This is a genomic window from Marinobacterium profundum (assembly GCF_001528745.1).
In the GTDB taxonomy this organism is placed as follows: domain Bacteria; phylum Pseudomonadota; class Gammaproteobacteria; order Pseudomonadales; family Balneatricaceae; genus Marinobacterium_A; species Marinobacterium_A profundum.
Window position 1 is genome coordinate 60,232 of record NZ_BCNS01000210.1, and the last position, 14,383, is coordinate 74,614.

Annotated in this window: 10 protein-coding genes; 2 read left to right on the forward strand and 8 right to left on the reverse strand. The window is 56.6% G+C overall.

Annotated elements, in window-relative coordinates; translation table 11 throughout:
* Positions 1-250 precede the first annotated feature (250 nt).
* The 4 genes from MPRO_RS23785 to pdhR form a co-directional block, all read right to left on the reverse strand.
* Positions 251-1,264 carry an NAD-dependent epimerase gene (locus MPRO_RS23785; RefSeq protein ID WP_067298797.1) on the reverse strand — a complete coding sequence of 338 codons (1,014 nt, stop codon included), beginning with the start codon at positions 1,262-1,264 and terminating at the stop codon, positions 251-253.
* Between the two features lie 444 nt (positions 1,265-1,708).
* Positions 1,709-3,679 (reverse strand): dihydrolipoyllysine-residue acetyltransferase, encoded by a 1,971-nt coding sequence (gene aceF, locus MPRO_RS23790; protein ID WP_067298798.1) that lies wholly within the window; start codon positions 3,677-3,679, stop codon positions 1,709-1,711.
* A 48-nt stretch (positions 3,680-3,727) separates the two neighbouring features.
* Complete coding sequence (aceE, locus tag MPRO_RS23795) at positions 3,728-6,403, reverse strand: pyruvate dehydrogenase (acetyl-transferring), homodimeric type (protein WP_067298799.1); 2,676 nt, start codon at positions 6,401-6,403, stop codon at positions 3,728-3,730.
* 311 nt (positions 6,404-6,714) lie between these two features.
* Positions 6,715-7,476: a pyruvate dehydrogenase complex transcriptional repressor PdhR gene (pdhR, locus tag MPRO_RS23800; protein ID WP_067298800.1), complete on the reverse strand. Its 762-nt coding sequence runs from the start codon at positions 7,474-7,476 to the stop codon at positions 6,715-6,717.
* Between the two features lie 573 nt (positions 7,477-8,049).
* Between pdhR and MPRO_RS23805 the strand changes: the two genes are divergently transcribed.
* Both MPRO_RS23805 and MPRO_RS23810 read left to right on the forward strand, forming a co-directional pair.
* Positions 8,050-10,911 (forward strand): FAD-binding and (Fe-S)-binding domain-containing protein, encoded by a 2,862-nt coding sequence (locus MPRO_RS23805; protein ID WP_067298801.1) that lies wholly within the window; start codon positions 8,050-8,052, stop codon positions 10,909-10,911.
* A 340-nt stretch (positions 10,912-11,251) separates the two neighbouring features.
* Positions 11,252-12,145: an AEC family transporter gene (locus MPRO_RS23810; protein WP_067298802.1), complete on the forward strand. Its 894-nt coding sequence runs from the start codon at positions 11,252-11,254 to the stop codon at positions 12,143-12,145.
* A gap of 125 nt (positions 12,146-12,270) precedes the next feature.
* On the opposite strand, the gene MPRO_RS23815 is transcribed toward MPRO_RS23810, so the two are convergent.
* From MPRO_RS23815 to ihfB, 4 genes are all read right to left on the reverse strand, one after another.
* A complete protein-coding gene (locus MPRO_RS23815; RefSeq protein WP_067298803.1) occupies positions 12,271-12,570 on the reverse strand; it encodes a ComEA family DNA-binding protein in 300 nt (99 codons plus the stop codon).
* Positions 12,571-12,655: 85 nt separating this feature from the next.
* Positions 12,656-13,369 carry an orotidine-5'-phosphate decarboxylase gene (gene pyrF, locus MPRO_RS23820; RefSeq protein WP_216821363.1) on the reverse strand — a complete coding sequence of 238 codons (714 nt, stop codon included), beginning with the start codon at positions 13,367-13,369 and terminating at the stop codon, positions 12,656-12,658.
* A 275-nt stretch (positions 13,370-13,644) separates the two neighbouring features.
* On the reverse strand, positions 13,645-13,950 hold the full coding sequence (locus MPRO_RS23825) for a LapA family protein (RefSeq protein WP_067298805.1): 306 nt from the start codon (positions 13,948-13,950) through the stop codon (positions 13,645-13,647).
* 35 nt (positions 13,951-13,985) lie between these two features.
* Positions 13,986-14,279: an integration host factor subunit beta gene (gene ihfB / locus MPRO_RS23830; protein WP_067298806.1), complete on the reverse strand. Its 294-nt coding sequence runs from the start codon at positions 14,277-14,279 to the stop codon at positions 13,986-13,988.
* Positions 14,280-14,383: the final 104 nt, after the last annotated feature.

Below are 14,383 nucleotides of genomic sequence, written 5' to 3' on the forward strand. Positions count from 1 at the left end.
CGCTGCCCCTTTTTTTGTTTCTTCGCGGATAGCAGGGGAAAATGAAGAAATCGTAGGATGGGGGAAACCGCCATGGCTGCTTGCGCAACCGGCTCGCACCGGGGTTCAGGGCGGTGCACCCCATCAAGAGGGCATCAGCCAGCACGCACACCCTGGCACCCTGACACCCTGACACCCTGACACCCTGACACCCTGAAGGGTTAGGCGGCGCGCAAGCCTCGCAACAGCCTTTTATTCGGCCTTAATCCCCTCAGACCGATGGACCATAATAGCTCCGGTACCAGTCGACGAACTTGCCGACACCCTCTTCCAGCCCCACCGCAGGACTAAATCCAGTCTGAAGGTACAACGCTTCAGTTGAAGCCCAGGTGCGCGCCACATCGCCTGGTTGCATCGGCATGAAATTCTTGCGGGCCTCCATGCCCAGAGCAAGCTCCAGCGTCTGGATAAAATCCAGCAGCCCCACCGGCTGACCCGCACCTATATTGAAGATGCGATAGGGCGCCGAACTCTGACCGCGACCGCCCCGCTCCGGCGTCCAGCCAGGCTGCGCTGCGGGAATCTGATCCAGTACCTGCACCACCCCCTCAACAATATCATCGATGTAGGTGAAATCTCGGCTCATATCCCCCTGGTTGTAGACATCAATCACCTCGCCTGCACAGATAGCCCGGGCGAACTTGATCGGCGCCATATCCGGACGACCCCAGGGACCGTAGACCGTAAAGAAGCGCAACCCGGTGGCGGGAAGACCATAGAGATGGGAATAGGAATGGGCCAGCAGCTCGCCGGATTTTTTGGTAGCGGCGTACAGCGACACCGGATGATCAACCGCATCCGACTCGACAAAGGGAACCTGGGTATTGAGCCCGTAGACTGAGCTCGACGAGGCATAAACCAGATGTGCCACCTGCTGCGCCCGACAGCCTTCGAGTACGTTCAGCATCCCCGAAAGGTTGGCATCCACATACGCATGGGGATTTTCCAGCGAATAACGCACCCCGGCCTGGGCGGCAAGGTGAATAACCCGATCAAAACGCTGATCCGCAAAGAGCACCGCCATTGCCGTCCTATCCGCCAGATCCACACCAACAAAGCGAAAACCTGCCTCTGGCGTCAGGAGCGCAAGACGCGCTTTCTTCAGCGCAGGGTCATAGTAGTCATTCAGACTATCCAGCCCCATGACTTCGCAGCCCTCAGACAACAGGCGCTGGGCCACATGAAACCCGATAAAACCTGCAACCCCGGTGATGAGTACCTTCATCTGCCAACCCTTGACTCAGCCCATGCGGCAGAAGCGCCCGCGCTCCCGTCCTTGAAGCCGCACTATATCACTAACGCCGCCCTGCCCTTAAGCCCGTTCTCTGGGATAACCTCAGCCATAATGACCTGCACGGCAAGCGCGTCGCAAAATGAGGGATGGCTGAGCCTCTATTCATTGCAGAATGTCATCGGGACGGAGCTAATTTACTAAAGCGTTGGGCCCGAAGAGGCCCAATGCAGATACAAAAAAGGCCACTCAGTTGAGTGGCCTTTTTATTACATGACTCAATTAGATCGAGCCTGCACATCACGGTATTACATCAGTTTGCAGACTTGTCACACCCTCGTCCTGCGCCTTGCACGGCATTAACGCAAGCCGGTAAAAAATCAGGACCCCAAACAGGGCCCTGACGCTAAGGTTTTGGAAGTGGGTCTTTCCAAAGTGCTACAGCACCAAGCGACGGATATCGCTCAGCAGACTGTTCAGATAGGTAAGGAAGCGTCCTGCATCCCCGCCATTAATCGCCCGGTGGTCATAGGACAGACACAGTGGCAGCATCAGGCGTGGCTCAAACTCCTTGCCATTCCAGCGCGGCTCTATGTCGGCCTTGGATACACCCAAGATGCCAACTTCCGGCGCCGGCACTATTGGCGTAAAGCCAGTACCACCAATGCCACCCAGGCTCGAGATGGTAAAGCAGCAGCCCTGCATCTCGTTGGGTTTCAGCTTGCGATCCTTGGCCTTGCCAGCCAGTTCGTTTGCTTCACGGGACAGCTCGTAGATGGACTTCTTGTCCGCATCCTTGATCACCGGCACCATCAGGCCGTTCGGCGTATCCACCGCCAAACCGACGTTGATGTATTTCTTCAGCACTATGTGCTCGCCATCGGCATGCAGTGAGGCGTTGAACTTGGGATTCTCCTTCAGCGCCTGAGCCACAGCCTTGATGATGAATGGCAGCGGCGTGAGCTTAACACCCTCTTTCAGCGCTGCATCCTTCATTTCCTTGCGGAAGGCTTCCAGTTCGGTGATGTCGGACTTGTCGAACTGAGTCACGTGCGGCACATTGAGCCAGCAGCGAGTCATGTTCGCCGCCGTCACCTTGGCAATCTTGCTCATCTTCTGCAGTTCAATCTCGCCAAACTGGCTGAAGTCGATTGCAGGGACGGCTGGAATACCAGAGCCCGTGGCTACACCCGCATTAGCAGCAGGCTTCTCAGCCAGCGCCTTGAGCGATACCTTGACGTAGTTCTGCACGTCTTCCTTGACGACACGACCACGACGACCGCTACCCGTCACCAGCGACAGATCGACCCCGAACTCGCGGGCCAGGGCACGAACAGCCGGGCCTGCGTGCACGGCACGATTCTTCTGTTCCAGTGCCTGATTAACAGCTGTACCCGCTGCCTTGACAGGCGCAGCAGGTGCCGGTGCCGCCGCAGGAGCAGCTGCGGGAGCCGGAGCCGGAGCGGCCGCAGCAACAGGTGCCGCCACAGCAGCACTACCGGCCACTTCCAGCGTAATGATCAGGTCGCCTTCATTGCAGGTGCCACCAGCACTGATGCTAACGGACTTGACGGTACCACCCTTGGGCGCCGGTACTTCCATTGAGGCCTTGTCGGTTTCCACTGCGATCAGGCTGTCGCCCTCGGCAATGACATCACCCACCTTGACCAGCACTTCAACCACGTCAACATCGGTCGCACCGCTGAGATCCGGTACGCGAACCTCTTCGATACCACCGGCAGCAGCCGGAGCTGCCGGAGCTGCCGCAACAGGTGCAGGGGCTGCTGCGGGCGCAGCAGCGACCGGAGCCTGAGGTGCCGGTGCTGCACTGCCTGCAACTTCCAGCGTCAGGATCAGATCACCTTCATTACAGGTGCCGCCGGCGACAATTTTTACTTCCTTGACCGTGCCACCCATCGGGGCCGGCACTTCCATCGACGCCTTGTCGGTTTCGACCGCGATCAGGCTGTCGCCCTCGGCAATCACATCACCGGCCTTGACCAGCACTTCAACCACATCGACATCAGAGGCACCACTGAGATCCGGTACCCTGACTTCTTCAATGCTTGCCGCTGCCGGAGCAGCGGCAGGTGCCGCCGCGGGAGCTGGAGCAGGTGCTGCTGCAGCAGGAGCCGGAGCTGCTGTTGCGGGAGCTTCGGGGGCCGCTGCCGCGCCAGTTTCCAGAATCAGAATCTGGTCACCTTCGTTGCAGGTACCGCCTTCCTTGATAATCACTTCCTTGACTGTACCACCATGGGTAGATGGTACTTCCATCGAGGCCTTGTCGGTCTCAACGGCAATCAGGCTGTCGCCCTCGGCGATAACATCGCCCGCCTTGACCAGTACCTCAACGACATCGACATCCGAGGCGCCACTGAGGTCTGGAACGCTAATTGTGATTGTGCTCACGATAATGTCCTCTACTAATTCTCAACCGTTACGAAGTTCACAGGAGCCTTAAACGGTCCAGGGCGCCGGTTTTTCCGGGTTCAGATTGAACTTCTGCATCGCCTTGGCAACATCGGTTGCAGGCACCTTGCCTTCTTCCTGCAGCGCCTTGAGCGCAGCCAGAACGACGTAGTAACGGTTAACTTCGAAGAACTCACGCAGCTTGGTGCGCGTATCGGAACGGCCGAAACCATCGGTACCCAGCACTTTGTAGCGGTGCGGGATAAATTCACGCAGCTGATCGGCGAACATGCGCATGTAGTCGGTCGAGGCGATAACCGGACCCTGACGGTCCTTCAGACACTCGGTCACGTAAGGCACGCGCGGCTCGTCCGTCGGGTGCATCATGTTCCAGCGATCGACTTCCTGTGCCTCGCGGCGCAGTTCATTGATCGAGGTGGTGCTCCAGACATCGGCTTCAATACCGTACTCTTCACGCAGGATTATCGCGGCTTCACGCACTTCACGCAGGATGGTACCACAGCCCATAAGCTGTACCTTGAGGTCGGCACTTTTGCCTTCTTCAAGCAGGTACATGCCCTTGATGATGGCTTCCTCTGCCCCCACCGGCATTTCCGGATGCGTGTAGTTTTCGTTCATCGTGGTGATGTAGTAGAAGCGGTTTTCCTGCTTCTTGTACATACGCTCCAGGCCGTCCTGCACGATGACGGTTACTTCATAGGCGTAGGTCGGATCGTAGCTGACGCAGTTCGGGATCATCTGCGCCATCAGATGGCTGTGGCCATCCTGGTGCTGCAGGCCTTCGCCGTTCAGGGTGGTACGACCGGAAGTAGCACCGATCAGGAAACCGCGCGCCTGGCTATCGCCGGCCGCCCAGATCAGATCCATGACGCGCTGGAAACCGAACATCGAGTAGAAGATGTAGAACGGCACCATCGGGCAGTTGTTGTTACTGTAGGAGGTGGCACAGGCCAGCCAGGCAGAGAATGCGCCGGCTTCGTTGATACCCTCTTCCAGCACCTGACCGGTCTTGGATTCCTTGTAGAACATGATCTGGTCAGAGTCATGCGGTACATAACGCTGGCCGGCCGAGGTGTAGATACCCAGCTGACGGAACATGCCTTCCATACCAAAGGTACGGGCTTCGTCCGGAACGATCGGCACTATACGGTTGCCAATCTGCTTGTCCTTGACCAGCACGTTCAAGACACGGTTCAGGCCCATCTGGGTCGAGAGCTCACGCTCACCACTGGATTTTAGCTGGCTGGCAAATGCGTCCAGTGCCGGCGTTTCCAGTACGTCAAACTCGGTGCGGCGAGTCGGGTAGAAGCCGCCGAGCTGCTTGCGACGCTCGAACATGTACTTCATTTCCGGCGAATCCGGCGACGGACGGTAGTACGGAACTTCAGACAGCTGCTCATCGGTCAACGGAATGTTGAAACGGTCGCGGAAGTCCTTCAGGTCGTCGACAGCCACTTTTTTGATCGAGTGAGTGTCGTTCTTGGCTTCGCCGGAAGTGCCTGTACCGTAACCCTTGACGGTTTGCGCCAGGATAACAGTAGGCTGACCCTTGTGCTGATAGGCTGCCTGGTAAGCGGCATAAACCTTGTACGGGTCATGTCCGCCACGGTTCAGGTTCATGATGTCCTGATCGGACATGTCCTTCACCATTTCAAGCAGTTCCGGGTATTTGCCGAAGAAATGCTCGCGGGTGTAAGCACCGCCATTGGCCTTGTAGTTCTGCAATTCACCGTCACAGACTTCGTCCATGCGTTTTTGCAGCAGACCCGTCGTGTCTTTCTCCAGCAGCGGATCCCAGTGGCGGCCCCACAGGCACTTGACCACGTTCCAGCCAGCGCCGCGGAAGATACCTTCGAGTTCCTGCACGATCTTGCCATTACCGCGTACAGGCCCATCAAGGCGCTGCAGGTTGCAGTTGATAACGAAGATCAGGTTTTCCAGGTGCTCACGGCCGGCCAGGGAGATGGCGCCCAGGGTTTCCGGTTCATCACACTCACCGTCGCCCAGGAATGCCCAGATCTTGCGGTCGCCGCGATTGATCAGGCTGCGGGCAGACAGGTAGCGCATGACGTGCGCCTGATAGATTGCCTGAATCGGCCCCAGACCCATGGATACGGTCGGGAACTGCCAGAAGTCCGGCATCAGCCAGGGGTGAGGGTAAGAAGACAGGCCATTGCCGTCCACTTCACGACGGAAGTTGTCGAGCTGCTCTTCGGTCAAACGACCTTCAAGATAGGCGCGAGCGTAAATACCGGGGGAAATATGCCCCTGGAAGAACACCATGTCGGCATCCTGCTCGCCTTCGTTACCGCGGAAAAAGTAGTTAAAGCCAATATCGTATAGCGTGGCGGACGACGAGAAGCTCGAGATGTGACCACCCAGGCCTTCCTTGTTGTCGTTGGCGCGCATGACCATCGCCATCGCGTTCCAGCGTATAAAGGAACGGATGCGACGCTCAACAAACAAATCGCCCGGCATCCGACTTTCGTCTTTCGGGGCGATAGTGTTGCGGTATGGGGTCGTAGTGGCACCGGCGCTACCTACGCCGATATCAACGGCCTTGCGCCCCAGTTGTTTAAGAATAAACCGTGCACGATCATCGCCGTCGCTTTTGGCAACTGACTCCAGTGCATCCAACCATTCATGGGTTTCTATCGGATCAATATCTTCAACGAATTCTTGCACTTTGCTTTCTCCACTCATTCTTATTCGAGCAGTCAATCCCACTTAAGCGTTAAGACGGAACAGCCTGTTATTCAGGCTTTCCCGCGCCCTACCATCTTCTCGTTCTTATTATCTTGTAGTATTACTACATAATGGCGCCATTATTATGCACATCTCGGATATTGATGGCAAGAAAACCGTCTTCAGGCTAACTTTTTGTAGTAATAATACCAAACTATAATCCATGCTCCCTCAGCCCTGGCAGGCTTCCTGTGACTACGGACTCCATTGTAAGCCCGCATTACACGTCAAGGTCCCTGTAGTTGCGACATTGCGTCTCAAACATAACATCAAACTCCGGCATTGGCCCGGCGCAGCGCACGTTCCTGGCGGGTATTTTCCCGCTCCCCTTCCAGCAATGCCTCTTCAACATAGGCGATATGATGATGGGCGGCCTTGCGCGCATTGTCCGGCTCACCGGCAAGGATAGCAGTCATCAGCGCTCGGTGCTGGTCATGGATTTTTTCCCGATAGCCCGGCCTGGGATAAATGTTCAGCAGATTGTCGGTGATGTGCTGGCGCAACAGACTGAAGAGCGCCCGCATCATGTGCAACAAAACCATGTTGTGAGTCGCCGCAGCGATGGCAAGATGGAACTCAACATCGGCGTCCACCTCCTTGCTGAACTCCTTGCTAAGGTGAAAACGCTGCAACTCTTCATAGCGCGTCTTGATCTCTTCCCGATCGGCGGCGGTGCTGCGCAGCGCAGCATAGTAAGCCGAAACACCTTCAAGGGCATGACGAAACTCCAGCAAGTCGTACTGCGCCTCCGGATGCGTCTTGAACAGTTCTAGCAGCGGGTCGGAGAAGGAAGCACCCAGATCTTCGCAAACATAGGTACCGCCCCCCTGACGGCTTACCAGCAGACCTCGAGCCGCCATTTTCTGCACCGCTTCGCGCAGCGATGGGCGAGAAACATCGAACTGCTTCGCCAGCTCCCGCTCCGGCAGCAGCTTCTGACCCGGCTTAAGCGTACCTTCGAGAATCATTTCCTCCATCTGCTGCACGATGACATCGGAAATTTTGGGCTGCTTTACCCGCTGATAGGCCACCTTAATCCACTCCCCGCTGCACCAACACCATGATAAAACCCCAATAAAGCCGTTATGTTACGGCGATTATTCACAACGCACCTATAGTTGTAATTTGCCGAATCAGCACAGGCTAGAACAAAAATTGGTAATACCAGTTTTCTACCCTATCAAGTCTCTCTTATCAACACCTCCGCCTAAAGCATACTTAGTAGTGATGAAAAAGTTGACAATCACTGTACATAAAAAATACAGTAACAACACATTCAAGGTAAATTGGTCTTACCAATTATAGAAATACGTTACCCAACTCTATGCAAAAATACCGAATTCCAACAAAAACAATCAGCTTCAGCCCTTACCCTGAACTCGAAGGTCGTTCCCGGCGATTCACAAAAACACCCCCTGTACTCACAACGACGCCCTGGTTCAGCCTGTTACGCGCACCATTAGCTGGAGCCAGGTACTGGTGTTTATCGCAGACTCGCGAGTGCGCTGGCAGCCCGTATAACTGAATTCCGGTACCACTTTTATTTTTCACCCTTCTGAATAATATCCTGCGCGGCCACGCCGCCCAGGCGAGGCTATCGACTGATGAAACCGGCTTACTCCGCATTCCTGCAGGAAGTTGCGGCCTTTATCCCGCAAACGCGACTAATCACAGACCCGCTGCGCACTCTGGCCTATGGCACCGATGCAAGCTTCTATCGTCTCGTGCCCCAGATAGTGGTGCGGGTTGAGTCCGAGCAGGAAGTTATCCGGTTGATACGCCTGGCGGGCGCGCAGCTGATACCCCTCACTTTCAGGGCAGCCGGTACCAGCTTGTCTGGCCAGGCCGTGACCGACTCTGTGCTGGTGCAGCTGGGTGACGGCTGGAGGGGTCATCGACTGCACGATCATGCTCTGGCCATCAGCCTGCAGCCTGGGGTAATCGGCGGCCACGCCAACCGCTATCTGGCGCCCTTTAACAAGAAGATAGGCCCTGACCCTGCATCCATTAACAGCGCCATGATCGGCGGCATCGCCGCCAATAACGCCAGCGGCATGTGCTGCGGCACCGCACAGAACAGCTTCAACACCCTGGCCAGCATGCGCCTGATTCTGGCCGATGGCACATTACTCGACACGGCAAAACCCGAATCCATAACGGCCTTTCGCAAGAGCCACCGGATACTGCTGGAAACCCTCGACGGGCTGGCTCGTCAGACGCGGGAAAACGTAACACTGAGCCAGCGCATTGCGCACAAGTACCGTCTTAAAAATACCACCGGCTACGCACTCAACGCCCTCACCGAGCACCAGGATCCGATCGAAGTTCTGCAGCACCTGATGATCGGCTCCGAAGGCACCCTGGGCTTTATGGCCGAGATCACCTACAACACCGTCGATGATCATCCCCACAAGGCCTCAGCGCTGATTTTCTTTGAACAGCTGCAAAGCTGCTGCGAGGCCGTAGCCCTTTTAAAACCCACGCCCGTAGCTGCGGTGGAACTGATCGACAGGGCCGGCCTGCGCTCTGTCCAGAACAAGCCCGGCATGCCGGGCTTTATAAAGCAGCTACCAGATGGTGCCACCGCCCTGCTGATTGAGACCCGCGCCGCCAACCCTGAGCTGCTGACGCAACAGGTCAGTGCCATTTGCGCTGCCATCGAGCACCTGCCCACACTAGAGCCGGCACGCTTCAGCACTGACACAGCCGAATGCGCGCAGTACTGGGCCATCCGCAAGGGGCTATTCCCAGCTGTAGGCGCGGTACGTGAAACCGGCACGACCGTTATTATCGAGGATGTCGCCTTCCCGGTAGCGCGGCTGGCGGACGCCGTGGCTGACTTGCACCTAATCTTCCAAAAGTGGGACTACCCCGATGCGCTTATTTTCGGCCACGCGCTTGAGGGTAACCTGCACTTTGTCTTCACCCAGGCTTTCGACACCCCTGATGCCCTGAGGCGCTATGAAGGCCTGATGGACGATGTCGCACAGATGGTGGTTGGGCGCTACGACGGCTCGCTCAAGGCGGAGCACGGCACCGGACGCAATATGGCGCCCTACGTGGAGCTCGAATGGGGCAAGGATGCCTATCAGCTGATGTGGCAACTCAAGGAGCTGCTCGACCCGCTCAACATTCTGAACCCTGGCGTGCTGCTGAACCGGGATCCACGAGTCCACCTGGCCAACCTTAAACCTATGCCCGCGGCCGATACGATCATCGATAAATGTATCGAATGCGGTTTCTGCGAGGCAAGCTGCCCGTCCCGGGACCTCACCCTGACGCCGCGCCAGCGCATCGTTATCTGGCGTGAAATTGCACGCCTGGAAGCCAGTAACGAAGACCCCGAGCGCCTTGCCCTCATGCGCGAGGAGTATCGCTACCAGGGAACCGATACCTGTGCAGGCTGCGGCCTCTGCTCCACCAGTTGTCCTGTGGGCATTAATACCGGCGACCTGACCCGCTCTATACGCAGCCGCGACAACGAAAACCAGACTCGCCTCGCCCAGTGGCTGGCCGAACATTACGCTGGCCTCAACCGCACCAGCAAAGCCGCCTTTCGCGTCGCAGATGGCGCCCACGGCCTGGTCGGCGGCAAGGCCATGAAAACTATCACCGGCACCCTGCGCAAGCTTAGTGGCGAGCGCATTCCGCTCTGGACCGATGCCATGCCAAGGCCCGCTGCCAAAATTCACAGCAAGGCCGAAAGGCACAATAGCGACAGACCCAGAGTGGTCTATCTGCCCAGCTGTGCCAGCCGAACCATGGGGCCCGCCAGGAGCAGCGCCGACAGCCGCTCTCTGGCCCAGGTGACTGAAGCCCTGCTGCGCAAAGCCGGCTATGAGGTAATTTATCCACAGGGACTGGAGGGGCAGTGCTGTGGCATGCCGTTTCAGTCCAAGGGCATGTTCGAGGCCGCCGACTTCAAACGCCGCCAAACCGCCGACATGCTGCTCGCCGCCAGCGAGAACGGCGCCCTGCCCGTCTACTCGGACACCAGCCCCTGCAGCCTGCGACTGAAGGAATCACTGGACAGCCGTATCCGCCTGTTCGACAGCGTGGACTTTATCGACCAGTTTCTGCTTCCGCGCCTTGAGTTCAACCCTCGCAGCGAACCCGTTGCTTTGCACGTCACCTGCAGCGCAAGCCGCATGGGGCAGACCGAGGCACTCAAGCGCATCGTCGGCCAGTGCACCAGCAAACTGGTAATACCTGAGAACATAGGCTGCTGCGGCTTTGCCGGCGACAAGGGCTTCACCACCCCCGCACTGAATGCCTCGGCACTGCGCACCCTCAACCAAGCTGTAGAAGGCTGCCAGCAGGGTGTCTCCACCAGTCGTACCTGCGAGATAGGCCTGACGCATCACAGCGGTATTGATTACCACTCGATTGTCTATCTGCTGGATGAGTGCTCCCACGCCAAGGCGCCTGCGGCCCAAGAGACAACTCCGTCTATTCAACAGGCTTGATTCAGGCAAAACAGGGACAGTACCATGTCGCACTCAGGCTACAATCTGTAGCCCGGGTACGGCGTGCCTAGCACGCCTGTCGGACTTGGCCGATCGTAGCGAGGGAAAGTCCGTTTTGAGGCAGTTTTTGAGCTCTTTTGAGGCAAATAGTGGTTCTATTTAACGAAAAAGAGGACGAAAAATGACCAAAATCGGCTTTTCCGCAGTAGATCAGTGGTAAGTCCGACAGGCTGCTAGATCGCGTTTACTGCACCGCCTGATGCGATGCCGCCTGCCCCCATACCGAAGCGACCTGCGTCGACCGGTGCCACCGCCTTTTACTCCACAGGGAAAAATATCAATGGACGACGCTTCTCTCCTGCTGCTGGAACGTATTTTCCAGGTCGTCTTCCCGCTTGTCGCCATAGTCACCGTGGGCTATTTCTATGCCCGGCGCATTCACACCGACATGTCGGTGGCCAACCGAGTCAATATGGATGTGTTCACGCCCGCCCTTATTCTGTCCGTTATGGCGGACCAGTCCTTTGATCTGGCGCTCTACCAGCCCCTGGCAATCGCAGCTGTCTGCGTGGTCATTGGCTCCGGACTCCTCCTGGCACCCTTTTGCCGCCTGATCGGCATTCATCCCAAGACATTTCTCCCTCCCATGATGTTCAACAACAGCGGTAATCTCGGAATTCCACTGGCCGTGCTGGCCTTTGGGGACTACGCACTGCCCGCAGCCGTGGTACTTTTTCTGGTTGAAAACACGCTGCACTTCACCCTCGGCATGTACATGCTCAACCCACGCACGCATCCGCTATCGATGCTGCGCATCCCCATGATCCTCGCCGCCATTGCGGGCCTGGTAATTAGCAGCACCGGTTGGGTGCTTCCTGTCTATATCAAAACCTTTATCGACATGCTGGGGCAAATCGCCATCCCACTGATGCTGTTTTCCCTCGGCGTGCGCATGCTGAGTATTGATTTGTCGAATTCGCGCATCGGTGTCATAGGCGCAATCCTGTGTCCGCTCAGTGGTATTCTGATGGCACTGGCAACTCAGCAGGTCATGCAACTGGATGAAACCCAGTTTCGCTATCTGATTTTGTTCGGCGCCCTGCCCCCGGCACTGCTGAACTACCTGGTGGCCGAACGCTATAACCAGGAACCGCAACAGGTCGCCTCCATTGTCCTGTTGAGCAATATTGCCAGCCTGGTGATTATCCCGCTGACACTGGCCTTTATTCTGTAAAGCCCGCGCATGCTGTCGGGCCAGACTTCAACCCCTTCACACCCGCATGCTCGCGGGATACATAAATCTCTGTATATAAAAACGGCAGCCCTAAGGCTGCCGTTTCTTTTGAAAGGCGAAAAGCGCTACTTGGCAGGCGCCGACGTCACGCTGATTAATTCGCGGTTTTTCTCCACCGTTGATGCGCCTATCCCTTTTACCGCACTGAGCTCATCAATGCTGCCAAAGGGACCATTGCTTTCGCGGTAGTCCACTATCGCTTTTGCCTTCGCAGGCCCGACACCAATCATCACACTGGACAGCTGATCGGCGCTCGCCGTATTGATATCAAGGGATTCGGCCTGTACTGCAAAGGCCGGCAGCAGTGCAAGACAGAGAGTCAGCACCAGAGCTTGCAGATGTTCACGCAAAGTATGAGTGTTCATATGAACCTCCTTGTTATTTATTTAACAGCCAACCTACCTGTTAGGCTGTTAAATAGGGATAGCATAGAGGTCAAATTTGCGCCACTTAGCCGCGGATCTGAGCCAGCTCCTGCTGGATGTTTGCAAGTACCGCCAGCGGGTCTGCCGCCTGGGTAATAGGTCGCCCAATAACAAGATAATCACTACCCGCCTGTACTGCCTGACCCGGCGTCATGATTCGGCGCTGATCACCAGCCTCCGCATTGGCCGGCCTTATACCCGGGGTTACCAGTTTGAAGTCGGCACCGATCAGGCTCCGCAGCGGTGCCACTTCCTGGGCCGAACAGACCACGCCATCCAAACCACTGCGCTCGGTGAGCAGCGCCAGTCGCTTTACCTGTTCCAGTGGTTCGACATCGATACCAATATCGCAGAGATCCTGCCGCTCCATGCTGGTCAGCACGGTAACGGCAATCAGCAAGGTCTTGCTGCCGGCAACGCGGTCAATTTCATTGCGCGCAGCTTCCATCATGCGGCGCCCGCCGGATGCATGAACGTTCACCATCCAGACGCCAAGCTCGGCCGCCGCACGCACCGCCTTGGCGGTGGTATTGGGTATATCGTGAAACTTGAGGTCGAGAAACACATCAAAACCACGGCTTTGCAGTGTTTCCACAATCGCCGGCCCGCTACGTGTAAATAGCTCTTTACCCACCTTAAGCCGACACTGCGCCGGATCGAGTCGTTGCGCCATTGCGACGGCCTGGGCCTGATCGGGATAATCCAGCGCGACCAGTACCTGTTTTGAATCCATTGCCATGAAACCCTCGTGTTAGCTTTCACTCTGCCATCAGGCTGGTATGCAGCGGCCATAGAGTGCCGCGCGGCGCCTATTATACAGCCAAAAGTGCAGTTTGCAGGCCCCATTGTACACAAACAGATGCGCGTCTCGGAACGAGCACACAAGCGTCAATACAGGCGACCAACAGAGAGAATATCAAACAGGGAGGGAATAGCAGAGGCGAGCCAAAAGCACTGCAGAGACAAACACAGGCGATTCAAGTCGCCTGTGTTTGGTTCTGCCCTATAGAGCCATCAAACGCTGTCTTTGGCCACGAGGGTACGCTGCTGTTCCAGGTCATGCTGTGCCACCGCCAGGCGCTTGCGAGCCGAGCGCAGCCGGGTTTTGAGACCCAGCACAGCAACACTGCTAAGCAATACCCCGAGAATGCCGCCGCAAACAAAGGCAGCAATCAGCCAGAGCGACAGACTGGCCTGGGGCAACTGCACCAGGATCAGGTCAATCGAAACCTTGTCGGTATTATGGATAGTGAAGAGTATCCCGACGAACAGGATAACGAGACACAAAACAACGAGTAATAGCGTTTTCAACCAGCGCACTGGATCAAGCCTCCAACAGACAGAGTAGACAAACTCTAGTATTCAGACAGACTGTCATTAACTTGCTCCCGCAGTTCCTTGCCAGGTTTGAAATGTGGCACATGCTTGGCCGTCAATGGCACCGACTCACCGGTCTTGGGATTACGTCCCACCCGTGGTGCGCGGTAGTGTAACGAAAAACTGCCAAAGCCGCGAATCTCGATCCTGTCACCATGCGCCAGCGCCTCGGTCATATGATCCAGCATCGTTTTGACGGCAAGCTCGACGTCCTTTACAGATAGCTGATTATGACGATCTATCAGTCGTTCAATCAACTCTGACTTGGTCATGACAACTCTCCCTAAAGATTCAGGCTATTTGGCAAGCCTTCATTCCACTGGCGCTTTGCCGCCATACACCGGTGATACAAACAGGGAGAGCCAAGCTCTCCCTG